This window comes from Nitrosomonas ureae, from assembly GCF_900108305.1.
Taxonomy (GTDB): domain Bacteria; phylum Pseudomonadota; class Gammaproteobacteria; order Burkholderiales; family Nitrosomonadaceae; genus Nitrosomonas; species Nitrosomonas ureae_B.
Map to the genome: position 1 here is coordinate 1 of NZ_FNUX01000020.1, position 22565 is coordinate 22565.

Genomic DNA, 22565 nt, shown 5'->3' on the forward strand with positions numbered 1-22565 from the left:
ACCAACCAAAGTTATTCTCCACATTGAATGGAAATATCAGATTCAATTTCTCAACAACAATTGTTGGGTACTTTTTTCAGGGATGACTAATTAATTTAATTGATCGCGCTACAGAGTAATAACACAGACTATCCGCTATTCAATAGATTATTTTTTCTGTCCGTTCCGGTGTACTTCGGTCTCTTCAATAATTTGTGCGTCTTCGATGATTTCGGTCTGATCCGTTGCAGACTGCCGGTTTATATTATCGGGGTGCTGCATGGCCTTTTTATATTTGCGGCGCAGCCACCAGAAGCGTATGCCGACGACCATAACCGCTAAAGCAACTAAAGCGAGAAAGGCGGCAAAAAAGAAAATACCGGCGAACACCATAACCACGACAACGGGTATCAGCATAGCGTAAGTAAGCCAGCGGCTTAAAGGTGAAACGGGCGTACGCTGAAATTCTCCTGATTCATTCTGGCGATATTCAGAAATCCTGCTGATAATAATTTTTTTCTCTTCATCATTCATTGCATCAACTCCTCGATTGCAGCAATTGTTTTGGGTGCTGCCACGGTTAAAAGTTCATGATCAGTTCGAGTAACCACCACATCATCCTCAATGCGGATACCAATATTCCAGAAATGTTTCGGAACATTATCCGCCGGACGAATATAACAACCCGGTTCGACTGTCAGCACCATACCGGGCTGCAATAAACGCCATTCACCTTTTTGCTTGTATTCTCCGACATCATGCACATCCATGCCCAGCCAATGCCCGGTCTTATGCATATAAAAACGTTTATAGTCACCGGACTCCAGCACAGCCTCCATGCTACCCCGGCATAATCCCAAATCGATAAAACCTTGTGCTAATACACGCAGCGCGGCTTGGTGCGGGTCATTCCAGCTATTTCTCGGTTTCACCTGCAATATGGCCGCCGTCTGCGCAGCCAGCACCAGTTGATATACGTCTCTTTGGGCAGCAGTGAATTTTCCATTGATAGGGAATGTCCGCGTAATATCCGCAGCATAACCATCCAGCTCGCAACCCGCGTCAATCAATAATAAATCACCCGATCTGAGCTCGGCATTATTCTGCACATAATGCAACACGCACGCGTTAGCGCCTCCGGCAACAATCGAAGTATAAGCCGGCGCCTGCGCGCCATGCCGGCAGAAAGTATAAAGCAGCTCGGCTTCAATCTCGTTCTCACGCATTCCCGGCATTGTAGTTTGCATCGCGCGTTGATGCGCCTGCACCGAGATATCCGCTGCACGCTGCATGATTTGCAATTCATCCGTACCTTTAATCAGACGCATTTCATCCAGTATTGCGCGATAATCACGAATCTCGTTCGGCGCCGCAACACCCGTACGCGCCAATTCACGTACCCGATTTAACCAACCAACAACACGCTGATCCCAGTTCTGATCCAATCCCAAAGCAGTAAAAACCGCCGGCTGATCCGCCAGTAACCCGGGCAGCAATTCTTCCAATCGGGTTATCGGATACGCTTCATCAAAACCGAAAACCTCTCTGGCCGCCTCAGGTCCGTAGCGAAAACCATCCCAGATTTCACGCTCGGCATCTTTCTCGCGGCAGAACAAAATATGCTTGGCCGGTGCATGATCAGTGGCATTAACAATCAGCAACACTGCTTCTGGTTCACGAAAACCCGTCAAGTAATAAAAATAGCTATCAAACCGGTACGGATAATGCGCATCACGATTGCGCAACCGCTCCGGAGCGGTTGGAATAATCGCCACCCCCATTTGCATTTGAGCTGCCAGAAGCTTGCGGCGGGCAATAAAAGGTTGAATATATGTCATAGTTACAGTTTCAAGTTATTACACTCACTGATTACGTGATCCCCAATCGCGATTTAAGTTGCTCATCCAATGCTTCCAATCGTTCCGGCGTTCCCACATCGACCCATTGTCCGGTAAAGTATTCACCGCTCACTTTGCCTTCTTCTATCGCTCGTCGCAATAACGGAGCCAGTTTTATCGCCAAACCTGGTTCTATTGCGCCAAACAATTGCGGCTGATAAATACCGATGCCGCTAAACGTTAATCGATCGCTGCCTGCCAGTAAGATCCGATTTTGCTGCAACGCAAAATCTCCAGCGGAGTGGTGCGGCGGATTATCAACCAATACCAGATGCGCCAATTGCGCCCCTTCCGATTGCATTGCGTTCATAACCGGTAACAGCGATACATAATCCATTTCACAATATATATCCGCATTGACCACCAGGAACGGTTGATCGCCGGACTGACCTGCCAACAGCGGCAAAGCATTGGCTATTCCACCCGCTGTTTCCAGCACCGCTCGTTCCGGCGAATAATGAATATTAACACCATAGCGCTCACCCGTACCCAAAGCATTTTCGATCATTGCACCCAGGTACGCATGGTTAATGACAATATCGACAAAACCAGCGCGCGCCAGATTTTTTAGCTGATATTCAATTAATGCCATTCCCCCAACCTTTAACAAAGGCTTGGGTAAGGCGTCGGTAAGCGGGCGCATGCGCTCGCCGCGCCCCGCCGCAAGAATCATCGCCTTATAAGGAATATGTCTAAAAGGTGTAACCAATCTTCTGATCTGATTCAGCAGGGTGCAATTCATCCAGCAAACTCAGCAACGGACGCAGCTCCCGGTAACGCTCGCACGCCGTGCGCAGATATTCCATTACCAGCGGCATATCGTTCAGATAAGCCGCTTTGCCATCGCGATAATTAAGGCGGGCAAAAATCCCTAATACTTTTAAGTGACGTTGCACGCCCATCCACTCAAAATCCCGATAAAAATCCGAAAAATCGGCAGCTACCGGTAATCCGGTCCGGCGTGCTTTTTCCCAATAGCGAATGGTCCAATCCAGAATGCGGTCTTCGTCCCAGCGGATATAAGCATCTTTGAATAAAGACACCAGATCATACGTAATCGGTCCATATACCGCATCCTGGAAATCAAGAATGCCCGGATTCGGCGTGGACACCATCAGATTGCGCGAATGATAATCCCTATGCACCAGCACCTTGGCTTGTGCCAGATTATTTTGCAGTATATGTCCAAAAGCATTGCGTAAAACCGTTTGCTGTTTTTCTGATAGATTCACTTGCACATGCCTCGCAACATACCAATCAGGGAACAAATCCAATTCCTGCTGTAATAACGCTTGATCATAATGTGGCAAGCCCTCGATCTGTTGCGACATTTGCATATGCACCAGGGCATCCGTCGCATCGCGATAAAGTTGATTGGCCAGTTCGGGCGTTTGTTTGAGCGCGTGCAAGAAAGTCGTGTGCCCCAGGTCGGATAACAACAAAAAACCAAGCTCCGGATCCTGCCCCAGAATTTTGGGCACATGCACGCCGGTTGCAGCCAGAATTTCTGCTACATGCAAAAATGGCGCGCAATTTTCATATTGAGGCGGCGCATCCATGACAACCAATGTCTGATCATCGAAACAAACCCGGAAATAACGCCGGAAGCTGGCATCCGAAGAGGCAGGCTGCAGCGTAAACAATTTCCTGGGAAATTGCACCCTTATCCAATTTTCAAGTTGTTGTATGCGTTCCATTCATATATCCGAATAATTAATCGTTCCAGGATCTAAAACACTCAAAATAATTGCTTTGAAAAAGCGTGGCAAATTCACTCCGCGGAGTAAAACTGGAACCGTTCCCAATAACAGTGGATAATCCAATATTGCAAGATGTCTCGCAGCGTGAGATTTTATCACGTCGCTTATATGACCAGCCGATCAACTGGTAAATCAATCAACAAGGAGAACAACGATGCTTAATAAAAATGTAATTGATGAAATCAATGCCAAAGTCAGCGAGATCATGCAAAACAGCCCGGCCAAAGACATCGAAAAAAATATCCGGGTTTTATTATCGGGCGCGTTTTCCCGGCTTGAATTAGTCACACGTGATGAATTTGATGTGCAACAGGAAGTTTTACAGCGTACCCGTGAGAAACTGATGATTCTTGAAGCCAAGGTTGCGGAACTGGAAATCCGGTTGAACACAAGCGAAATGCAACCCGAACCGGATAAATAAACTTATGCCCTTTTTGTCATGCTTGAGTAAACCTCAATCCACGCCCGCAACTTAGAACTGCGATTGCCCAGATGTCGCTCGCCGTACTCTATAGCCGTGCGCTTTCAGGTATTCAAGCGCCGTTGGTGACAGTGGAAACGCACATCGCCAACGGCTTACCTAGCTTTACTATCGTCGGCCTTCCCGATACCGAAGTCAAAGAAAGTAAAGACCGCGTCAGGGCCGCGTTGCAGAATGCGCAATTCAAAATCCCCGCGCAACGTATTACCATCAATCTGGCCCCGGCCGACCTGCCCAAGGAGAGCGGACGGTTCGATTTACCCATTGCATTAGGGATACTGGCGGCAACCGGGCAAATTCCCAAAGATAAGCTGGATCAATACGAATGGGCCGGCGAACTGGCATTGACCGGAGAATTGCGCCCGATTCACGGCGCGCTGGCGATGACCTACAACGCATCACAATCCGGCCGCAGTTTTGTGCTTCCGGAACAAAATGCCGCTGAAGCTGCGCTGGTCAAAAAAGCTACGATCTACGCGGCAAAATCATTATTACAAATCTGCGCGCACTTAACCGGAAGAGAGACACTACCTGTTTTTCAAGATATTCCGGAGGACAAAAGTGAAGACTCTGTTTATCCGGATCTCGACGAAGTCAAGGGGCAAACACATGCCAAGCGCGCACTGGCCATTGCCGCATCCGGCGGTCACAGCCTGCTGATGATCGGCCCGCCCGGCACCGGCAAATCCATGCTGGCGGCACGTTTTCCCGGCATCCTGCCGCACATGACCGAAGCGGAGGCTCTCGAATCCGCAGCCATTCAGTCACTCAGTCATGGTAGCTTCAATATCGAGAATTGGAAGAAAAGACCATTCCGTTCACCGCACCATACGGCATCCGGTGTTGCTTTGGTCGGCGGCGGCAGCCACCCTCGCCCCGGTGAAATTTCACTGGCCATGCATGGTGTGCTGTTCCTGGACGAACTGGCGGAATTCGACCGCAAGGTCCTGGAAGTCTTGCGCGAGCCCCTTGAATCCGGAAAAATCACCATTTCCCGCGCAGCCCGCCAAGCGGAATTTCCAGCGCAATTTCAACTAATTGCCGCGATGAATCCTTGCCCTTGCGGCTATTTGGGACATTCCAATGGTAAATGTCATTGCACCCCTGATCAGGTTGCTCGCTACCGCGCAAGAATATCCGGCCCGTTACTGGATCGTATCGACATGCAGATTGAAGTGCCAGCCGTACCGCAACAGGAATTGATGAAACAACAAACTTCCGGTGAAAAAAGTAGCGCTATCCGTCAGCACGTTGAAAGAGCGCATCAACTACAACTTAACCGGCAAGGCAAAACCAACAGCCGTTTGAGCGTCAAGGAAATTGACCAATTTTGTACACTTGATAACAGCAGCGAAAATCTGCTAAAACAAGCCATCAGTCGCTTGAATCTATCTGCACGCGCATATCATCGTATTCTGAAAGTAGCACGGACGATTGCAGATTTGGCGGGTATTGAGAAAATCAGTAACCAGCATATTGCTGAAGCGATTCAGTATCGCAGGCTGGATAAGCATTAAGTTTCTTGCCATACCATCAGATCACCGAGGAATTATCAGCCTTAAGGCACCTCCCTTCGAAATCTGCAAACTCATTTTAAGATAGGCTGAAAAATCTAACGTTATCCATAATCTTTTATTTGGACCTGACACCGATTTTTAGTCCTTGCTAAGGAACCATAATCCGAATCCGACAATTGCGACTTCGACAATAATCATGAACACTCGGATTGATAATCTTTCTAAAACATGTTTCCCGATATAAGAACCAAGGATCATTATTGGGCTGATGGTTATGCCATTGAGCCATGTGGCTGAGGTGACCTAGTCTAATAAAATAAACAGCCATTCTTCCATAAATTACCCCTTTCAAATAATATCAGGGCCTACAGTAAAAAAATATAAAACATAGTAACCTTATAGGCATAATACTGATTTTTAAAGATTCAGCGTGTTTCTTTTCCCTGTATCTCTCAGAAATTCCAGATAATAAGGACAAGTTTATTTTCAACTCTATTTTTGACAGCACATATCAAGCAGCCATGAAGCTGGATATTGGCGGCGCAACACTGATTGTTGCCGCAGAAGGCTTCGGACATGATCACAAGCTGCACTCCGCGCATTTCTTTGAACTGGCGGATCAGCCGGTCGAAGTGACAATGGCTGTCAGTGAACAGCAGGCGGAACGCATGTTCGCGTATCTAAAGCAGGAAGGCGTGAAAGTGTTCTATGTCAAAACGCCAATCGAGTTCGGCATAACCGGAGAAACCTGATGCCGGATAACGATCCCCAGGCTCCCGATGCGAAAGGCTGGTTTAACCGCACGGTCGCTGGTGCGGGCATTACCAGCGCACTGGGCGATTTCTGTTATGAAACGACAACCGTGATTTTGCCGGGTTTTCTCGCGGTTCTGGGTATTCCGGCGGCGGTGCTGGGCTTTATCGAAGGTATCGCCGATGCGGTGGCAAGTTTTACTAAAATGGCCTCGGGTTACATCGCCGACAAGCTGGGGCATCGAAAGCTGCTGGTACTGGTGGGTTATGGACTCACGCCGGTTGGTCAGATGTTGATTGCATTGTCGACAGGCTGGCTGTTCATCCTGCTTGGGCGCATGGTGTCGTGGTTCGGTAAGGGCTTGCGCGGCCCCTTGCGCGATGCCATCGTGATTCAAGCGATAAGTCCGGCCACGCGTGGACGCGCCTTCGGCTTTCATCGCGCGGCAGATTCAGTGGGCGCGGTGCTCGGCCCTTTGCTCGGGGTGGCGTTGCTAGGGATGGCGCAGGGTTGGCACTGGGAGGACGATGCCGGCCCGTTCCGCTTCGTATTATGGCTGTCGGTTATTCCCGGCGTCCTGGCGGTTCTAGCGTTTCTGTGGCTGGTCAAAGATCCGCAGCATTCACCGAATCCTGCGCTGAAGTTTTTCAGCACGCTGCACGGATTGCCGTTGCGGTTCAAGCGCTATCTGGGCTCGGTGGGACTCTTTGGTATCGGCGATTTCTCTCATGCGTTGCTGATTCTGGCGGCTACCACGTTGCTCACCGCCTCAATGGGCGTGGTGCAAGCAGCGCAGATAGCGGGATTGCTGTATGTGTGGCGCAACGTCGTGCAGGTTGCGGTTTCCTGGCCGGTGGGATGGCTGGCCGACCGTGTTGGTCATTTGCCGGTACTTATAATCGGATATTTCCTGGGTGCCGCCACGGCGGTGTCGACGGCGCTGGCATTCTGGTTCGCGGTTGATAGCATCGTAGCATTGGCCAGTATTTTCTTTGTCGCCGGTTTGTACGTGGCTGTACAGGAAGCACTGGAGTCCACCGTGACTGCGGAAATGGTGCAAGCGGAAACCATGACGATGAGCATTGGTGCGCTTGGCACCGTCAACGGGGTGGCTAAGTTTATCTCCAGCGCAACCGTCGGCGTGGTCTGGACGGCGGTTTCTCCAGAGTTTGCCTTTGCCCTGGCTGCTGGATTCATGCTGGCCGGTATATTCGCAATCTTGCAGGTGCGTGATTGATGGATCGGCTGACTCTCGAACGGCATCAGGTCTGGATCTATCTCGCCGCCATCGTTTCCGGGTTGGCGCTGGGCAGTACCTGGCCAGGTATCGGATCGCATCTGGAAACTTTGCTGTGGCCGGTGCTGGCCGTTCTGCTCTATACCACCTTCGTGCAGGTACCCTTACTGCACGTACGCGACGCCTTTCGCGATCTGCGCTTCGTACTTGCCGTCATGACCGGTAACTTCGTGCTGATTCCATTGGCGGTCTGGCTGATTCTGCAGTGGTTGCCCGACGACCCGGCTTTGCGTCTCGGCGTGTTGCTAGTGTTGCTGGTGCCCTGTACCGACTGGTTTATCACTTTCGCTCAGCTCGGGCGTGGTAACACGGCGCAGGCGGTTGCTGTCACACCGCTGAACCTGCTGGCGCAGTTGCTGTTGTTGCCGGCTTATCTATGGTTGATGCTGCCCGCGGCAGATTTCAGTGCGGTACTGCGAATGGAAAATATACTTCCTGCCGTGCTCACCCTGATCGGTTTACCTTTATTAACCGCAGTATTCACGGAATACTGGATCGAAAAAAAACCCGGACGCTCAGTCTGGCGCGATCGTCTTGGCTGGTGGCCTGTGCCGCTGCTGGCAGTTGTGGTGTTTCTGATCGCCGGTGCGCAGGTTGGCATAGTGCGCTACGCCGGTCCATTGTTGCTGACGGTGCTGCCTGTTTTCGCGGGCTTCTTGCTGGTAGCCGCGCTGATTGCGCGTCTGCTTACCCGAGTACTGCGACTGCCGATGAATTCCGGGCGTACGCTGGCTTTCAGCCTCGGCACGCGCAATTCCTTTGTGGTATTACCATTCGCGCTGGCATTGCCAGCCGGCTGGGAGGCGGCCGCGGTGATTATCGTGTTCCAGTCTCTGGTTGAGCTGTTCGGAATGGTGTTCTATCTGTGGTGGTTGCCAAATCGCTTGTTTAGTGAGACATCCATCGCTGTTATCCAAAGGAACCCTCCATGAATGCCGTGATATGTATTGTCAAAAATGGAGTTCATCGATTTAAGCAGCCGGTAGATTGGCATAGTATTGCACGCGCTGTTTTTCCAGACTCGCCAAAGGGCCGAGACATGACGCATCGACTTTGCTTTCTGCGAGAAACACTCCATGGGCCGGATAATTGTTCCTCGATTCCTTTGACTATCGTATTCGGCAATACACCGCGCACCGGATTGACAATGCAATCACGGTAAGCTTGCGCGGCGGTTTATCGATAAACTTGAGGTACGTCATGCGGTTAATTCGGAGCTGCGTTAGCAGCAGCCACCGCAGCAACTCGATTCTTCAACTTCTTCCTGCAAAGGTATTCCAGCCCATCGCGCCAGTTCACTGCGATGCGGATAGCGGCCAGCCAATGCCACTTCACCGTCAACCAGTATTAAAGGCAGCGCATCCTCACCGGAGCGTTCCAAGAATCCTTTCACCGTAGAATTATCCGTAAAAGCCATGGGTTGCTGCGCCAGATTAAAACGCTCGATTGCAACATCGCGCTGTTTGACCCAATCCACATCAGCGGAAAAAACGACCAGTTCCTGGGCTGCGTCGGAGCCGCAAGCATCTGAGCTACAGCACGAAGCAGGGTCAAATACATGAATAGTTGCCATTTTTATTCTCCATTAGTTAAGTTAACAAGATTGATACAATTTAATTCTGCTTTTAGTCATTCACGATTATATTGCAATTCTTGCAGCGGTAATCTCATTGAATGCTAAGCCACATAGCCAGAGTAGTCAGCGTGATGAGCAACACCGGCACAGTCAGCACAACCCCCACCTGAAAATAATACCTCCAGGTGATAATCATATTTTTCCGTGCCAGTACATGCAACCATAACAAGGTTGCCAGACTGCCTATAGGGGTAATTTTCGGCCCCAGATCACAACCAATCACATTGGCGTAAATCATCGCTTCCTTGACTGCACCGGTGGCGCTGGTTGCGTCGATCGACAACGCGCCGATCAGTACCGTGGGCATATTATTCATAATGGACGATAAAAAGGCGGCCACAAAACCGGTGCCAAATGTTGCCCCCCACACGCCATAACCGGCAAAAATATCAAGCAGACCGGTAATATATCCGGTCAAACCTTCATTGCGCAAACCATACACCACCAAATACATACCCAGCGAGAAAATAACGATCTGCCAAGGCGCTTCAAGAATCACCTTGCGCGTGTTAATCACATGACCGCGTGCTGCTACCGCGAGCAATATGAGCGAACCAGCCGCCGCCACAAAGCTGATAGGCACACCCAGAGATTCCAGACCAAAAAAGCCGATGAGCAGCAATGCCAGCACCACCCAGCCAGCACGGAACGTTGCCAAATCGCGTATTGTTTCCCTAGGTGTCTTAAGTTGGCTGACGTCATAGCTTACCGGAATACTGCGACGAAAGTAAAAGAAAAGTACGCCCAGACTGCCGGCCACCGATGCGATGTTGACCGGAATCATGACAGCAGCATACTCGGCAAAGCCGATCTTGAAGTAATCTGCCGAGACGATATTAACCAAATTCGACACTACTAGCGGCAAGCTGGCCGTATCAGCAATAAAACCCGCGGCCATGACGAAAGTGAGCGTGGCCACCGGGCTGAATCCAAGCGCCAGCAACATCGCCATTACAATCGGCGTCAGAATCAAAGCTGCGCCATCGTTGGCGAACAATGCTGCAACCGCCGCACCCAGTAATACAAGATAAGCAAACAATAGGTACCCGTTGCCGCGCCCCCAGCGCGCCACATGCAGTGCAGCCCATTCAAAGAATCCCGCTTCATCGAGCAAGAGGCTAATGATGATGATGGCAATGAAAGCCGCGGTTGCGTTCCAGACAATATTCCACACTACCGGAATATCGCTGAGTTGAATCACACCAAGCAGCAGGGCCGCGCCAGCGCCAAACAGAGCGCTCCAGCCGATACCCAGGCCGCGTGGCTGCCAGATGACCAGCACGAGGGTTACGATGAAAATCAATAGCGCAATCAGCATGTCAATAACTTATAGCGCTTGAATTTTGATTTGTAGTTGTCACCTTGCGTGTGACCGTTTGAATTTCAAAATACCGATGTAATCCAGCTTCGTCCTGAAGGCAGAAGAGTTTTGCTGCAAATCATCGAGTGGCAGCGATAAAAAAATCTCTATGCCCTCGCGCAAGGTTCGATAAGTTTGCGTGAATACCGCATTGATCCCTTCTTCGGTTCCAATCGCCTCGGCGGGATCATCGACACCCCAATGGGCACGCAGCGCAGGGGCAAGATACGTCGGGCAAGTTTCACCGATCGCATTGCCGCACACGGTAATCACGATGTCCGGGGTTGTTGGCAAGTTGTCCCACGATTTACTGTAAAGCCCCTCGGTTGCGATACCTTCACGTTCAAGCAAAGCGAGTGAACGCGGATTAACCTGACCGGCCGGTTTGCTGCCCGCGCTCATCGCTTGCCAGCCTTTGGGCGCCAGATGATTGAAAGTGGCTTCCGCAAGGATAGAGCGGCAGGAATTTCCAGTACACAGAAACAATACATTCATGATCACCCCGCACAACAGGCTTCGGTCTTAGCCGGAATGGCGGCATCTTGCCCAAATACCGGAATCGTCTCCAGCGAGTGGAACACTTCCCAGGCGATGCCTTGCGGATCAACTGCCCAGTATTTATTTGATGATGCGTAACAACATTGTGCGTTCCGTTGCTCGGCGGCAGGCAAATCGGCTTGCATCAGGCGCTGGTTCACTTCGGTTAATGCATCTTCGGAATCAACCTGGATTCCCACATGATCCAAACCCGGTTTTACACCCCTTGCCGATAGGGCGAAATTAATATATGGATCGTCCAGCATCCACTTGGCGTAATCCGGTTTGCTAACGGATGGATCGATACCAAATAATGCCGAGTAAAAGCGGATATTATCCTGCAGATTATCGACAGCAATATGGACATGAAAGCGTTTCATCATTGTCTCCTTCGTTAATTAATATTTAGCTGTTTTTTCATCACAATAAACCTCAACAATGCCGCAAGGCATACCCGAGCAGCAATTCTCAGTGAGATAACCCATTAGCGCATTCATGGTTGCAAAATTTGCCGAATAATAAATGAAGCGGCTTTCCTGCCGGGTGATCACCAGCTCTGCATGGGCCAACTCTTTCAGATGAAAAGACAGCGTTGCATTGGGGATACCCAATTCCTTGGCAAGCTGACCCGCCGGAACTCCGGACTCGCCAACCTGAACCAGAACCCGGAATATCGTGAGACGAGTTTCATGTGCCAAGGCAGCCAGAGCTTTAATTGCAGCATTTATTTCCATATTTCTATTATCATGGAAATGAATATTCGTTGTCAATGCTTCAATACTTCTTAAATCAATAATTGTGCGTAGCCGTTTGTTGATTCCATCCCGGCTTGCAGTACTTCGCAAGCCATTATTCAGCAATAGATTCGGATGAGAGTGTGGTAGCTATAGCGCGTGAATATCTGTGGTTATCTATGTGAAGAGACCTTTGCACGGTTACAATCTTGGAGCAATGGATCAGATGATATGAGTTACTTGCGACACCATGAGCAGTATAATTGGCGTATTCCGTCTGCTTTCACCGGCATCCATCGCCGGTATGCAAGCTCAATGCTGTCTTCGCCTTGGAAATATCGCTTTTCATCCATCTACAGGCGCCCGCTCTTTTGCAAACGCCGGTTGACCATCCGGTGGTAAAGTGACGAGAGCACTGGCCGAATCACTGGCAGGCCGATGAACCAAGCCAGCGGCTTTAGTAAGAGTACCCGGGACATCAACAAAATATAAGCATCCAGTTCGGAAACTATTTGTTGATGTTCGTCACGAACATGCAGTTGAGTCAAAGCCAAGTGAGGATCGATACCGATGTCGCGCAAATGTTTATCTTGCCCGGTGATATCGAACCAGCATACATCTTTCCCACTTTCCCCAGCTAACTTTTCATAGTTCTCCCGATCCTTGATGCAACTGGGGCATGCGCCATCATAATAGACGGTGATCTTCTCTTTCTCTTCACGCATTATCAATTCCCCTTGATTAAGTACCAAAACAGCAGGATACGGGGTCGGACTTACATCTTACGTTTCCTTCTTATTGCTGTGAGCCGGGCTGTGAAGCAAGCAGAAATAAAGAATTAGAATGTCAGATTAAAACCTGCACGGGTACTTCATGTTGTTAATGTGCCCTACATATAATGCGTTGCGCCGGGCAAAAAACACCCGGCACAACGATTTCAGCTTTGATTGAAGAATCAATTTCCACATGATCCTTTTCAAACCATCCGTCATCAGATCATGATAGTAGACTCACTCTACCTTACTACTGAAGCGAGTCTGAGTCATCATCCTTATCTTCCAGCAGTTGCCCCCGAATCACACCTGCCGGGAAAGTTGTACTATGCACGTTCGCGTAGATTTTTCCAGCACGCATTGCAAAAGCGAGAGAAGCGATGTTATTAAGCGGTACACCACATGCTTCGATTGCCTCAGGCGTTTCTGGCGGTAAGATATCACTATTATCAAGAGTAACTTCAACTGAGCCCTCGCCCACATCCACTGGCGGATCTGCCGGACCGAAGAGAAAAGCCACTATTGGTCCGTTCACGCCTGCAGATGCGCAGTGAAAATGTGCCTGCGTGATTCCGGTACCGTTGCGCACAGCGAGACGAAACTGCGCTCTGGTCAACGCCGCATCAAATTCAACTTCAATTGTACCGGCAGTATCAGTAGCAACTCCGCCTGCGGGAGAGGTAACCTCTTGTGCGCCGCTTAAGTTCGCCTCGAATTTCAACTCATTTGCGGCATATACGACACTTAACCCAAAAAACAACGTTACCAACAAAAACAGCTTAATATACAAGTTCTTCATGTTATATTCTCCTAATAAAACAGCCACCTTTCATTGGTGATTTATCAAATCTAAAAATTCAAGATGGTGTTCAGGTTCAAAATAAGAATCCTTGTGCTACGAAGAACAACACCAAACATTGTCGGGTGCATTCATAGTATGGTGAATTCAAATCCTAACCGCAACAATTAATATTAAGGAAACGCTGATTAATTGGCTGCACGAGCGAATCACTACGTTGCGCGGTACTCGCGCCTTAACCTATCTTGTTGATATATCTCAGTTTTTGCGTTCCGGGCACCTCGTGCTTCATCTCGTTCGCCGAATTAATCAGGGTTTCCTTGGAGAACTAACCTAATTACCCGAGAAACGATATTCTTCCCGCCCGGTGCATTAACAAAACCGGCGTAAGATACAGCTTCAGAAGTCTAAATACTGATATCTGTAATTCTTGAGTTCTTTTTCCATTGCTTAATGACTCCCTTTCTTTTCCGGGTATTCATACCATATTCCGGCCCAACCAGAGATTGCCGATATATCCTCCGGCTTCCATCATCCAGGCAATCCCCAGATGCACCGCCAATCCTCCCACGATAGACTGGGTTCTATAGGCAATAACGCCCAATATCCATCCACCCAGGAAAGAGGAAATGCATTCCAGCAGCGGCTTGCCGAAATGAATACTGCAATAGAACGTAGCCATCGGTAAAATTGCCGTTGCTCCGGCGTAACGTACAAAAGCGAATAGCAAAAATCCACGGAAGAATAACTCAATGGTTACAAAATCGATCCCGTAGCTGATCTCATACAACAGTTGATACGCCAGCAAGTTGTCCGTATGGGGTGCAATAAAAGCAACTTGCTTTAATCGAGGGTACGCATTCAAGAAATCCAGTTGCATACTGGCAAAAATGATCAGCGGTATCATTAGCAACAACATCAGGCAGTAAGGCCGCCATTGAATATTGTTTACCGTTGCACCCCAGAAACTTGGCTGTGCGGGAAGCATTTTGTATAACACCGCCAGTGGAATCAGCACGACCAGAAATTTAAATGGCAATGTAGTCACCACCGTAAAATAATTACCCCAAACGCCTTGCAGCATATTTTCCAGCGGATTGGCAATGCTCACTTTAAGGGCAAACAAGACTGGCGCAAACAACAGCAGCAACCAAAATACGGGCACAGGGGTTATCAAGTGCTTCCTGAATCTGATGGCAAATAAATAAGGAACGGCAAAAGCGCAGCAGTAGACGGTAAAAAGCGCAACAAACTGATAATAACGGGAGCTCATACCAGCGATCATTACGCGTTCGATATCCCATTGATAATTCAGAGCCATCAAGAGGCTAATCCATGCACTGCAAAAAAATAACAGCCACTTATCTACAGTCTTTACGTATTCTTGCAAATACCAAAAAATAATCTTCATTGAAAAAGGTAACAAAAAAATAAGCGCATGATCAAATTTGCTATTTAGCCATCAAAAACCCGTTTTATTATCACAAAGCAATCATCGGCTTTGCGATATGCTCCTCTGCTTGAAAAAAGATTTACATCTGCGCGTATCGTTTAAGTTTCTTTAGGATCTTAGCAATAGCATCGAATAACAGAAAGTTATGCGCCGCAATGGATTATTCCGGAGGAGTATATGGCAAGCATCTGCCTTGGCCGCCAGCCTATTCTAGATCGTAATCACAATCTGGTGGCATTTGAGTTACTGTTCAGACAGGAAGAGACTGAAGAAACCGCTCATGTCACCAGTGACTTGTCGGCATCCGCAAACGTTATCGTGAATGCTTACGGCAAGTTCGGAATTCACAACGTGCTAGGTCATCAACGTGGCTTTATCAACGCAGATCCTGATCTCATCCTGAGTGACATCATTAGCCTGCTGCCCAGCAAGCACATCGTGCTGGAAGTGAAGGAATCCGCATCCATTACACTAGAGTTCTTACAGCGCTGTAAAGAACTAAAGCAAAAGGGATATCAGTTTGCACTCGATAATATCGTGGCCATCAACAGTCAGGTTGAACTGCTGTTACCTTTGGTCAGTGTCGTCAAAATCGATGTTCTGGCGCTGACCAGAAATCAACTCACTCAGCTGGTCAATCAGCTCAATCATTGGCCAGTATTACTTCTGGCGCTAAAAGTTGAGAATCAGGAACAGGAAGCGCATTGCAGGCAATTAGGCTTTCAAATGTTTCAAGGATATTATTTTGCAAAACCCGAAGTAATGTCAATCAAACGTGCTGACCCTGGCAAGATACCGCTATTAAAACTATTAGCTTTGGTAATGCAGGATAATGATCAGAACAGTGATATTGATGAAATTGAAAAGGAATTTAAACATCAGCCTGGCTTAAGTTATAACCTGTTACGTATGGTGAACTCCGGTAGCGACGGCTTACCATTAAAAATTAATTCCATCAAACAAGCTGTTCAGTTAATGGGACGCAAACAGTTACAGAAATGGATACAGCTTTTGCTGTATACCTCCAGCCAATCGGCGGATAGTCTGTCTGATGAAATCACACAAACTGCCGTAACACGCGGAAAATTGATGGAATTAATCGCAAGAGCCGAACGCCCTCATGATAAGAATCACCATGAACGCGCCTATATGGTAGGTATTTTGTCTCTTCTGGATCAATTATTAGGCATTGAAATGCAGCAAATCGTCAACAAATTAGGAATTTCTGATGACATGAACCAAGCCTTATTGAACCGCCAAGGACGCTTGGGCCAAGCATTGAAATTAATAGAGGCCAAAGAAAAAGGCGAAACAGCATCCATTCCTTCCTTATTATCCGAACTGGATTTCCTGAGTCTGAATGAATTATCCGACATCGAAACGCAAGTAAGGGGATGGACTGATCACACCGATGCAACTGTTAATTAGAATTAGATTGTGTTTCGGCGCCGCATACTTTTACCCGCGGCGTTTTCTGAGCAGCGGCAATTAACCGGATTGCGCTAGAGAAGCGCGCGATAGATTCTTTCCATCACGCTATTGTTGTATTCCTGCACTACAATCTGTGAATTAAATAAAGCCTTGAGCTCGATTATCGTAACAGCAAGCAGCAACAACACGCCCAGAATAACCGCAGGCGTAAACAGCAAAACGACTCCCTGCAAAAAAATACTCAAATTGACCAAACCCCGCAACCACTTACCCAGATAAAAATGATGCAACCCGGCAATAAATAAAAAATTGAGCGCCGCGTAGGTATCCGGATCTTTCAGATTCTTCTCGGCTTGCTGGAAAAATTGCAATCGTTTGTCATCCGGTAATGTGCGCACCAGCTTGCGAAGACGCTCTTCTTCTTCCTGAACCGCCCCTTTCGATCTCATCACGCTAGCGTGCCAGCGTAATAATCACCGCCTCACGCTTCCAGAACAGTAAAAACCGCTTTTGCTCGACAAACTGGAACACCAGCGTCCAGCCATCGGCAGCCTCTTTATTCAGCGTCGTTTCCAGCCGTTTGACCGGAATGCCGGATGCACCCAGGAAAATGGTTCCAACCCCGCCTTCTGTCACGTGCAGCACTTTGTATTCCTTGTAAGCCATCATTCAGTCTCCTTTGATTTAAGTGAAATGTTTTTCAAAACCAGCCTTCAAGGCGCCACCCACGCATGACGAACAATGGAACAAATGCAGGCGGAATAAACAACCGGTCTTCGGCATTAGGAATGCGGAAGTAATGCTGCGCTTGCAGGATGACATCATCATCGCGGCTCAGATCAATCACTGCACGGCTGGGTAATTCGCGCCGCCCCAGATAGCGCACTTCAAATGCCTCGAGACGCAATGGATCGGCTGGATTGAACACACCCATCTCGTTCGCGCGTGCCTGACGCACAAAATTACGGGCACGACTTAAATCCGCGCTCGCCTCCGCGGTCTGTCTTGCCGTACCCGGCGCAAAAACAGCTTCCAACAATGATTCTTTGCGGAATGGCGCAATATTCGGCCAGATAAAATACGGTAGCGCCATACCCTTTTCCAGCTGCCGTTCGTTGTAAGAAAACGGCCGTGGGCCAGGAATACGAACGTCAGGTTGGTTGCGATTGATAAACGCCAGGAAGCGCCCGTAAGCATCAAATACCTCGAAGGAAAAAGACAGGAAATAGCCAAACGTATCCGGATTCTGCCCCAATGCATCCATATCGGATTGCACTTGCGCAATCAATGCCTGTTCGGCGTTTTCTCCGTGGAAACGATGATTGATGCCTGCTCCCGGACCGATGCGGACACGCAAGTGAGCGATAAGATCAGCATCAAGATTATAAGGGTCAAAGTGAGGCAGGAAAGGATCCGTCAGGTAAGCCTCCCATTCTTCCGAATCAAGACGGCGATGTGCTTGTGAGCCCGGCAGTTGGAAATTCTTTTCCGGTGTATCCACGCCCAGAAAACGCAACGACCCGCTTCCGGCGCAATGAAAACCAATGGTATCGCCATCCGCAATGGAAGCATCAAGCGATTGCGGATTACCATTCGCCCCACGGCGAATAGAGCCAACAGCACGGATATTGCCGTTTACGTCAAAGAAAACATCAGCCACAATCACCTCCGCTGCAAATAAGCATAATTAGATGCCCGAAACAGTTTCCCTTCAACCGACTTACAGTTCATCATAGCATGCAAGCTAAATTAGCCATAGAGAAGCCGCATCAGTCGCTTCCGTATCAAACCGATTCTATTTTGAGGGTTGCAAGAATCCGCCTGCGATACGAAATTAAAATGATCAGAAAAACACATACCGCTGCCATGACGGCCGGGAATAATAACGTTGTAACCGAAAGATTCTCCAATGCCAGCATCACCAGTGTATTACGCACCGTGAACAGGGCAAAAAACAGTAATGATTCCGAATAAGGAAAATGATAGACTTTCCTGATGGTAGGCCCGAATCCGATGACATCGATCGCTGTCAGCAACACGACCGCCCACAACGGATCTGACGTAAAATACCACAGTGGCAACGCAGACAGCGCTGAAATAAAAAACAACCAATCAGCTCGGGTAACGTTCACGTCCGCACGTTTCAAATAAGCCAGATAAGCAATGAATATCGTTATACCCGCTGAAACACCGATCGGCCATGTGCCTGCGCCACCCTTGTCCTCAATCTGCGCCAGAAAAATAAGCAATGTTGTTGCACCCCAAATAATCCAGGAAAACACATGCGGCTTGACCGTATCATTCAAAATCGCACGGATATAAGGAATGAACGCTATCAATGTGAGCGCGATGGCGACAATGCTAAAAACCGGTTTGTAATACATGATTGTTTAATACTTTTTTCCGAACATCAAAACATCAAAGCCCATGAATATGAAAAATAATCTGATTGGAAGAACGACATGCCCATCAATCATTTTTTCTCTCCAAAGTCTTAATCAACAACTCGGCTACAGCAGCACCAGAAGCCGGATTCTGTCCGCCAATCAGTCTTTCATCCTGCACCGCAAACACCGCCCAGGGTTCTGCTGCTTTCTGATAAACCGCGCCACGATTGATCAATTCAGTTCCGGTGAAAATACGTGACGACAGTGAATCGCATAAAATTTTTTCCAGAATAGCGGGTTGATGCTAAAGCTGAGCCTACCACTCCAAGCTCAATTCTGAAGGGATGCGGAAGCTCATTTCCCTCAAAGCATTTTATTCTTATTATCGCTTCATTTATTCGCAGGCGTTGTATGTTCTTATACAATACGGACAATCCATACATCCATTATTTTAGGGAAAAGAACAAAAAATGTGCAAGCTATCCAACAAAAAAGAAAACAGAAACCTGCAACAAAATCAACAACGGCGTTCATTTCTAAAACTCACCATGGCATCCGCGCTGGGGCTGGGAATCGCAGCAACTCATCAGGTCATGGCCGCATCAAGCGCTATTAAGGCGCCGCCTCAACCTGAAAATGTACTCACACCGGAAGCGGCCCTGGAGAGATTGATGGCGGGTAATGATCGTTATGTTACGGGTCTATCCACTCCATTGAATTTTAAACTTGAACGCGCAGCTTTGGTCAACGGCCAGAATCCTTATGCCAGCATATTAAGCTGCGCCGATTCAAGAGTGAGCCCTGAATTCTGCTTTGATGAGCAGCGGGGGGATTTGTTTGTCGCACGCGTCGCCGGAAATTATTTAACGACTGATTTTGTGGCCACACTCGAATATGCAGCGGCTGTTTTGCATACTCCGCTGATCATGGTATTGGGTCATGAAAACTGCGGCGCGATCAAAGCTGCAATTGATGCCTCAGATAACAGCACGCAATTTCCCGGGCATATTCAATCTATAGCCAGTGCATTAGCACCGGCGGTAAGAGCAATTGACAAGCAATCGCAAAACCGCATCGATGACGTCGTCAAAATGAACGTCATGCAGAATGTGCAAGAATTGAAGAAACAAACCCCCATTCTCAGCCGATTGGTAGCGGAGAAAAAGCTTCTTGTGGTTGGAGGTGTATACAACCTGAAAACAGGCAAAGTCGATATGGTTGCTTAAGGAAATACTGATTAATTGATTATGGATACAACTCGTTAAAGGTTGCAAGCAATCTTAATAATACAGCTGATACGATTGAATCTGAAGCACCCGCGATTTATCAATCGGCTTGCTTACTCCCAAATCACCATTTTGAAGCGTTCTTTGACAATACCGAAATAATTGCACTTCCAATCGCTTTGCGCAAAAAAATCAAGGTGATGCCATTGATCTTTCAGTTTCAGAATACTGGCAGCGGCATCGTCCCAATCGATAGCGACGAGCTTGGACTCCAGCTGCTGTTTGCGTGTTTCCACTTCCTCAAAGTCAAAACCATCATATTCCCAATGCAATACTTCAAATACATTGCCAGCGCGATCCACGTAGTCCATACTGAAATCCAGCCCCCATTTGGGGCGCATCCGGATGATTTTATAAACCAATGGATTCGCTTGCGCCCATCGCTCCAATTGTTCCAAGGCTTCGCCGTTGTACCCTTTGCGTTCAAACAACAGACTATGGTTCAACACAGCCCCTTCCACCCGCTCCGGCTGCGTGAACCAAAGTGATTTTAAAGCACGCCGATGTTCCCGGTGCGCTTTCGCAGGGGCACAATTGACCTCGGCGTAGCGCTGCTCCAAACCGGTCAAGTCGTAGCCGTTTTGATCAAAAAGTGCTAATTCATGGGCTGTCGGCGGATTCAAACTTTCAAGCGATTGATCCCAATAGCCATTGGAGGTGAATTGATGATCGGTTAAATCGATATAATTCATGAAGCTAACAATATATTATGAAAAAACAGATTATAAAGAAATATCAAGCTCTGACGGGTGATTTTCCATACAATTCCCGCAGTTCATCCTTGGCTTTTTCCAACACATCCCGCTGCTGCAAGGACAAATCCTTTCCCGCCCGGTTAATATAAAAATTCAACATGGCCATCGCAGACGCAAAAGGTGCAGCCTTGCGCCGTTGGCTACTGTCGGCGGAATGTTTCAACGACAGCGCGATTTTACGCGGATCATTCCAGGTGAACACGCCGGGTTCGAGATCCAAGGCGTTGCTGGTTTCGGTGATTTGTTGTGACCAGTGTTGAAAGTTATTTTTGATCATTGGGTTTATGATCAGACATTGGTAAGATTATTAATCGAAATGTTATATAGCATACTGAGCACTCTTTCAATCGGAACCACAACTCTCTTTATGCCAGACATAATAGGACAACATTTCGGCAATGTCTGTACCTGCACCTCCTTTGTACGCAGTAGCCGGATCGTGACAGAGAGAAGAAAGCACTGTAAAAAATGAAATAGTATTTATTCCACCCGCGCGAATAGCCTCAAGCTCAGCCTGATGTCTAACTTCACCATGTACAAACTCCAGCGACCACTTAAGACCAGGCCATACTTTTTCCCGTGCGGCTTCCTTGCTGCGTGAGTAAAATTTCTTTTCCAACCAAGCTGATATCGACTCTTCAAGAACATTAGAAGGCCTAGTCCAAGAGGATGTTCTGTTCTTGCCAAGAACTTTAGATTGCTCTTTGGTAAGTGGTGAAATATAAGATATCGGATTGGTGCTTATCTGGACTTCAACATGCCTTGCGTCAATACCTTGTGCCGTATGGCGCACAGCAAGCAAATCTATTTCACTTACGCCATAACGTACACCACGAATCGTGAAGTACCCGGCTCGATTGAGCCACTCCTCAACCAGTGATTCAGAAAGTAGAGACATCAGAATAATCAGCTAAATAATATTAGGCTTTTCGATTCATACTAAAAAATTTCAGGAACTTAATCCATGAATATCATATGCGAATTTGTCGTTCTATTTCGACATTGGACAACACTCGTCCTTGCCGTAAATCATCCTGTCCAAACATCACTATCCTATCGAATAACAATTCAATTTTGTAACATCCAAATATTTAACATTTTCTTGAGCATCTATTCTTTTGTCAAATGGCAAGACTCCCACCAATGGACAACCCAACCGCTGTTCCAACGTAGCAATATTCTCAGCCAGAAATAGCATCTGCGGGTCGATACAATTCGCCACCCATCCCGCCAAAGTCAATCCAGCGGCTCGTATAGCCTGCGCCGTCAGCAACGCATGATTCAAACAACCCAGGCGCATGCCGACCACCAGTATCACCGGAAGATTCAATAGCTTCGCCAGATCCGCGCCGGTCTGGTGCTGATTGACCGGCACCAGAAACCCGCCTGCGCCTTCGACAATGACGATATCCGCTTTACTGCTGAGTTTCTGGTAGGTCTGATGGATAACCGTCAGATCAATTCCCACTCCTGTTTGTTGCGCAGCAATATGCGGAGAAACCGGAGGATCAAAGGCGTAAGGGTTGATGTGCTGACGTGTAACGCTTATGTTGCTGGCAGCGAGTAATTGTTCGACATCCAGCCACTTTCCATTCTCACTGCCTGCGGCAATCAGTTTCATGCCGACGACTTTGTTGCCTTGTGCGGCAAAAGCCTGCAACAAGGCGCAACTGATGGTAGTCTTGCCGACACCGGTATCGGTGCCGGTGATAAAGTAGCCTTGCTTCAT

At 48.1% G+C, this 22565-nt stretch carries 29 protein-coding genes; 8 read left to right on the forward strand and 21 right to left on the reverse strand.

What is annotated here, in order from left to right; genetic code table 11:
- Positions 1 to 147 precede the first annotated feature (147 nt).
- From C4S39_RS10745 to C4S39_RS10760, 4 genes are read right to left on the reverse strand one after another with little or no spacing between them, the layout of a single operon-like run.
- Positions 148 to 513, reverse strand: a complete 366-nt coding sequence (locus C4S39_RS10745; RefSeq protein WP_103967000.1) for a hypothetical protein — start codon at positions 511 to 513, stop codon at positions 148 to 150.
- Positions 510 to 1817 carry an aminopeptidase P N-terminal domain-containing protein gene (locus C4S39_RS10750; RefSeq protein WP_103967001.1) on the reverse strand — a complete coding sequence of 436 codons (1308 nt, stop codon included), beginning with the start codon at positions 1815 to 1817 and terminating at the stop codon, positions 510 to 512. Before C4S39_RS10750 ends, C4S39_RS10745 begins: the two co-directional genes overlap by 4 nt.
- Before the next feature lie 31 nt (positions 1818 to 1848).
- Positions 1849 to 2550 (reverse strand): N-acetylmuramate alpha-1-phosphate uridylyltransferase MurU, encoded by a 702-nt coding sequence (gene murU / locus C4S39_RS10755; RefSeq protein WP_103967002.1) that lies wholly within the window; start codon positions 2548 to 2550, stop codon positions 1849 to 1851.
- Between the two features lie 19 nt (positions 2551 to 2569).
- Positions 2570 to 3574, reverse strand: a complete 1005-nt coding sequence (locus C4S39_RS10760) for an aminoglycoside phosphotransferase family protein (protein ID WP_103967003.1) — start codon at positions 3572 to 3574, stop codon at positions 2570 to 2572.
- A 217-nt stretch (positions 3575 to 3791) separates the two neighbouring features.
- Here C4S39_RS10760 and C4S39_RS10765 point away from each other — a divergent pair, with 217 nt between their 5' ends.
- The 6 genes from C4S39_RS10765 (at position 3792) to C4S39_RS16135 (ending at position 8847) form a co-directional block, all read left to right on the forward strand.
- A complete protein-coding gene (locus C4S39_RS10765; protein ID WP_103967004.1) occupies positions 3792 to 4058 on the forward strand; it encodes an accessory factor UbiK family protein in 267 nt (88 codons plus the stop codon).
- A gap of 71 nt (positions 4059 to 4129) precedes the next feature.
- Positions 4130 to 5635: a YifB family Mg chelatase-like AAA ATPase gene (locus C4S39_RS10770; protein WP_103967005.1), complete on the forward strand. Its 1506-nt coding sequence runs from the start codon at positions 4130 to 4132 to the stop codon at positions 5633 to 5635.
- Between the two features lie 494 nt (positions 5636 to 6129).
- Positions 6130 to 6387: a DUF190 domain-containing protein gene (locus tag C4S39_RS10780; protein ID WP_258039413.1), complete on the forward strand. Its 258-nt coding sequence runs from the start codon at positions 6130 to 6132 to the stop codon at positions 6385 to 6387.
- On the forward strand, positions 6387 to 7625 hold the full coding sequence (locus C4S39_RS10785) for an MFS transporter (RefSeq protein WP_103967007.1): 1239 nt from the start codon (positions 6387 to 6389) through the stop codon (positions 7623 to 7625). Before C4S39_RS10780 ends, C4S39_RS10785 begins: the two co-directional genes overlap by 1 nt.
- The gene (locus C4S39_RS10790) at positions 7625 to 8617 is read left to right on the forward strand and encodes an arsenic resistance protein (RefSeq protein WP_103967008.1); all 993 of its coding nucleotides are present in this window, start codon (positions 7625 to 7627) and stop codon (positions 8615 to 8617) included. The genes C4S39_RS10785 and C4S39_RS10790 overlap by 1 nt, the downstream gene beginning before the upstream one ends.
- The gene (locus C4S39_RS16135; protein WP_181023809.1) at positions 8614 to 8847 is read left to right on the forward strand and encodes a hypothetical protein; all 234 of its coding nucleotides are present in this window, start codon (positions 8614 to 8616) and stop codon (positions 8845 to 8847) included. The genes C4S39_RS10790 and C4S39_RS16135 overlap by 4 nt, the downstream gene beginning before the upstream one ends.
- A 60-nt stretch (positions 8848 to 8907) precedes the next feature.
- Here C4S39_RS16135 and arsD read toward each other — a convergent pair whose 3' ends face one another.
- From arsD to C4S39_RS10835, 8 genes are all read right to left on the reverse strand, one after another.
- Positions 8908 to 9258, reverse strand: a complete 351-nt coding sequence (gene arsD, locus C4S39_RS10800) for an arsenite efflux transporter metallochaperone ArsD (RefSeq protein ID WP_103967009.1) — start codon at positions 9256 to 9258, stop codon at positions 8908 to 8910.
- A 94-nt stretch (positions 9259 to 9352) separates the two neighbouring features.
- Positions 9353 to 10639, reverse strand: a complete 1287-nt coding sequence (locus C4S39_RS10805; RefSeq protein ID WP_103967010.1) for an arsenic transporter — start codon at positions 10637 to 10639, stop codon at positions 9353 to 9355.
- Between the two features lie 39 nt (positions 10640 to 10678).
- Complete coding sequence (locus tag C4S39_RS10810; protein WP_103967011.1) at positions 10679 to 11176, reverse strand: arsenate reductase ArsC; 498 nt, start codon at positions 11174 to 11176, stop codon at positions 10679 to 10681.
- 2 nt (positions 11177 to 11178) lie between these two features.
- On the reverse strand, positions 11179 to 11601 hold the full coding sequence (locus tag C4S39_RS10815; RefSeq protein ID WP_258039408.1) for an ArsI/CadI family heavy metal resistance metalloenzyme: 423 nt from the start codon (positions 11599 to 11601) through the stop codon (positions 11179 to 11181).
- 15 nt (positions 11602 to 11616) lie between these two features.
- Positions 11617 to 11952, reverse strand: a complete 336-nt coding sequence (locus C4S39_RS10820; protein WP_103967064.1) for an ArsR/SmtB family transcription factor — start codon at positions 11950 to 11952, stop codon at positions 11617 to 11619.
- A gap of 353 nt (positions 11953 to 12305) precedes the next feature.
- Positions 12306 to 12677, reverse strand: a complete 372-nt coding sequence (locus C4S39_RS10825) for a thiol-disulfide oxidoreductase DCC family protein (RefSeq protein WP_103967013.1) — start codon at positions 12675 to 12677, stop codon at positions 12306 to 12308.
- A 298-nt stretch (positions 12678 to 12975) separates the two neighbouring features.
- Positions 12976 to 13524 (reverse strand): CHRD domain-containing protein, encoded by a 549-nt coding sequence (locus C4S39_RS10830; protein ID WP_103967014.1) that lies wholly within the window; start codon positions 13522 to 13524, stop codon positions 12976 to 12978.
- A 478-nt stretch (positions 13525 to 14002) separates the two neighbouring features.
- Positions 14003 to 14845 carry a CPBP family intramembrane glutamic endopeptidase gene (locus C4S39_RS10835; protein ID WP_258039409.1) on the reverse strand — a complete coding sequence of 281 codons (843 nt, stop codon included), beginning with the start codon at positions 14843 to 14845 and terminating at the stop codon, positions 14003 to 14005.
- 309 nt (positions 14846 to 15154) lie between these two features.
- Between C4S39_RS10835 and C4S39_RS10840 the strand changes: the two genes are divergently transcribed.
- The gene (locus C4S39_RS10840; protein ID WP_103967016.1) at positions 15155 to 16405 is read left to right on the forward strand and encodes an EAL and HDOD domain-containing protein; all 1251 of its coding nucleotides are present in this window, start codon (positions 15155 to 15157) and stop codon (positions 16403 to 16405) included.
- A 74-nt stretch (positions 16406 to 16479) separates the two neighbouring features.
- Here the strand turns inward: C4S39_RS10840 and C4S39_RS10845 are convergent, their stop codons facing one another.
- The 5 genes from C4S39_RS10845 to C4S39_RS10865 form a co-directional block, all read right to left on the reverse strand.
- A complete protein-coding gene (locus tag C4S39_RS10845) occupies positions 16480 to 16857 on the reverse strand; it encodes a hypothetical protein (protein WP_103967017.1) in 378 nt (125 codons plus the stop codon).
- Between the two features lie 4 nt (positions 16858 to 16861).
- Entirely contained in the window at positions 16862 to 17053 is a 192-nt protein-coding gene (locus C4S39_RS10850) for a DUF4177 domain-containing protein (protein WP_258039410.1), read from the reverse strand.
- A 55-nt stretch (positions 17054 to 17108) separates the two neighbouring features.
- Positions 17109 to 18068, reverse strand: coding sequence for a hypothetical protein (locus tag C4S39_RS10855; protein ID WP_103967018.1), 960 nt, complete (start codon positions 18066 to 18068; stop codon positions 17109 to 17111).
- Between the two features lie 124 nt (positions 18069 to 18192).
- Positions 18193 to 18792 carry a hypothetical protein gene (locus C4S39_RS10860; RefSeq protein ID WP_103967019.1) on the reverse strand — a complete coding sequence of 200 codons (600 nt, stop codon included), beginning with the start codon at positions 18790 to 18792 and terminating at the stop codon, positions 18193 to 18195.
- An 85-nt stretch (positions 18793 to 18877) separates the two neighbouring features.
- Entirely contained in the window at positions 18878 to 19030 is a 153-nt protein-coding gene (locus C4S39_RS10865) for a hypothetical protein (protein WP_258039411.1), read from the reverse strand.
- A 235-nt stretch (positions 19031 to 19265) separates the two neighbouring features.
- Here C4S39_RS10865 and C4S39_RS10870 point away from each other — a divergent pair, with 235 nt between their 5' ends.
- Positions 19266 to 20021 carry a carbonic anhydrase gene (locus tag C4S39_RS10870; RefSeq protein WP_103967020.1) on the forward strand — a complete coding sequence of 252 codons (756 nt, stop codon included), beginning with the start codon at positions 19266 to 19268 and terminating at the stop codon, positions 20019 to 20021.
- A gap of 113 nt (positions 20022 to 20134) precedes the next feature.
- On the opposite strand, the gene C4S39_RS10875 is transcribed toward C4S39_RS10870, so the two are convergent.
- From C4S39_RS10875 to bioD, 4 genes are all read right to left on the reverse strand, one after another.
- Positions 20135 to 20773, reverse strand: coding sequence for a hypothetical protein (locus C4S39_RS10875; protein WP_103967021.1), 639 nt, complete (start codon positions 20771 to 20773; stop codon positions 20135 to 20137).
- 43 nt (positions 20774 to 20816) lie between these two features.
- Entirely contained in the window at positions 20817 to 21113 is a 297-nt protein-coding gene (locus C4S39_RS10880) for a DUF3175 domain-containing protein (RefSeq protein ID WP_103967022.1), read from the reverse strand.
- 66 nt (positions 21114 to 21179) lie between these two features.
- Positions 21180 to 21734: a hypothetical protein gene (locus C4S39_RS10885; protein WP_103967023.1), complete on the reverse strand. Its 555-nt coding sequence runs from the start codon at positions 21732 to 21734 to the stop codon at positions 21180 to 21182.
- A 150-nt stretch (positions 21735 to 21884) separates the two neighbouring features.
- Positions 21885 to 22565, reverse strand: a complete 681-nt coding sequence (gene bioD / locus C4S39_RS10890; protein WP_103967024.1) for a dethiobiotin synthase — start codon at positions 22563 to 22565, stop codon at positions 21885 to 21887.

Excerpts from the sequence above, each read along its gene's own strand:
- C4S39_RS10745 (WP_103967000.1), bottom strand. The coding sequence starts at position 513 with ATGAATGATGAAGAGAAAAAAATTATTATCAGCAGGATTTCTGAATAT.
- C4S39_RS10750 (WP_103967001.1), bottom strand. The coding sequence starts at position 1,817 with ATGACATATATTCAACCTTTTATTGCCCGCCGCAAGCTTCTGGCAGCT.
- murU (WP_103967002.1), bottom strand. The coding sequence starts at position 2,550 with ATGATTCTTGCGGCGGGGCGCGGCGAGCGCATGCGCCCGCTTACCGAC.
- C4S39_RS10760 (WP_103967003.1), bottom strand. The coding sequence starts at position 3,574 with ATGGAACGCATACAACAACTTGAAAATTGGATAAGGGTGCAATTTCCC.
- C4S39_RS10765 (WP_103967004.1), top strand. The coding sequence starts at position 3,792 with ATGCTTAATAAAAATGTAATTGATGAAATCAATGCCAAAGTCAGCGAG.
- C4S39_RS10770 (WP_103967005.1), top strand. The coding sequence starts at position 4,130 with ATGTCGCTCGCCGTACTCTATAGCCGTGCGCTTTCAGGTATTCAAGCG.
- C4S39_RS10785 (WP_103967007.1), top strand. The coding sequence starts at position 6,387 with ATGCCGGATAACGATCCCCAGGCTCCCGATGCGAAAGGCTGGTTTAAC.
- C4S39_RS10790 (WP_103967008.1), top strand. The coding sequence starts at position 7,625 with ATGGATCGGCTGACTCTCGAACGGCATCAGGTCTGGATCTATCTCGCC.
- C4S39_RS16135 (WP_181023809.1), top strand. The coding sequence starts at position 8,614 with ATGAATGCCGTGATATGTATTGTCAAAAATGGAGTTCATCGATTTAAG.
- arsD (WP_103967009.1), bottom strand. The coding sequence starts at position 9,258 with ATGGCAACTATTCATGTATTTGACCCTGCTTCGTGCTGTAGCTCAGAT.
- C4S39_RS10805 (WP_103967010.1), bottom strand. The coding sequence starts at position 10,639 with ATGCTGATTGCGCTATTGATTTTCATCGTAACCCTCGTGCTGGTCATC.
- C4S39_RS10810 (WP_103967011.1), bottom strand. The coding sequence starts at position 11,176 with ATGAATGTATTGTTTCTGTGTACTGGAAATTCCTGCCGCTCTATCCTT.
- C4S39_RS10815 (WP_258039408.1), bottom strand. The coding sequence starts at position 11,601 with ATGATGAAACGCTTTCATGTCCATATTGCTGTCGATAATCTGCAGGAT.
- C4S39_RS10820 (WP_103967064.1), bottom strand. The coding sequence starts at position 11,952 with ATGGAAATAAATGCTGCAATTAAAGCTCTGGCTGCCTTGGCACATGAA.
- C4S39_RS10825 (WP_103967013.1), bottom strand. The coding sequence starts at position 12,677 with ATGCGTGAAGAGAAAGAGAAGATCACCGTCTATTATGATGGCGCATGC.
- C4S39_RS10830 (WP_103967014.1), bottom strand. The coding sequence starts at position 13,524 with ATGAAGAACTTGTATATTAAGCTGTTTTTGTTGGTAACGTTGTTTTTT.
- C4S39_RS10835 (WP_258039409.1), bottom strand. The coding sequence starts at position 14,845 with ATGGCTCTGAATTATCAATGGGATATCGAACGCGTAATGATCGCTGGT.
- C4S39_RS10840 (WP_103967016.1), top strand. The coding sequence starts at position 15,155 with ATGGCAAGCATCTGCCTTGGCCGCCAGCCTATTCTAGATCGTAATCAC.
- C4S39_RS10845 (WP_103967017.1), bottom strand. The coding sequence starts at position 16,857 with ATGAGATCGAAAGGGGCGGTTCAGGAAGAAGAAGAGCGTCTTCGCAAG.
- C4S39_RS10860 (WP_103967019.1), bottom strand. The coding sequence starts at position 18,792 with ATGTATTACAAACCGGTTTTTAGCATTGTCGCCATCGCGCTCACATTG.
- C4S39_RS10870 (WP_103967020.1), top strand. The coding sequence starts at position 19,266 with ATGTGCAAGCTATCCAACAAAAAAGAAAACAGAAACCTGCAACAAAAT.
- C4S39_RS10875 (WP_103967021.1), bottom strand. The coding sequence starts at position 20,773 with ATGAATTATATCGATTTAACCGATCATCAATTCACCTCCAATGGCTAT.
- C4S39_RS10880 (WP_103967022.1), bottom strand. The coding sequence starts at position 21,113 with ATGATCAAAAATAACTTTCAACACTGGTCACAACAAATCACCGAAACC.
- C4S39_RS10885 (WP_103967023.1), bottom strand. The coding sequence starts at position 21,734 with ATGTCTCTACTTTCTGAATCACTGGTTGAGGAGTGGCTCAATCGAGCC.
- bioD (WP_103967024.1), bottom strand. The coding sequence starts at position 22,565 with ATGAAGCAAGGCTACTTTATCACCGGCACCGATACCGGTGTCGGCAAG.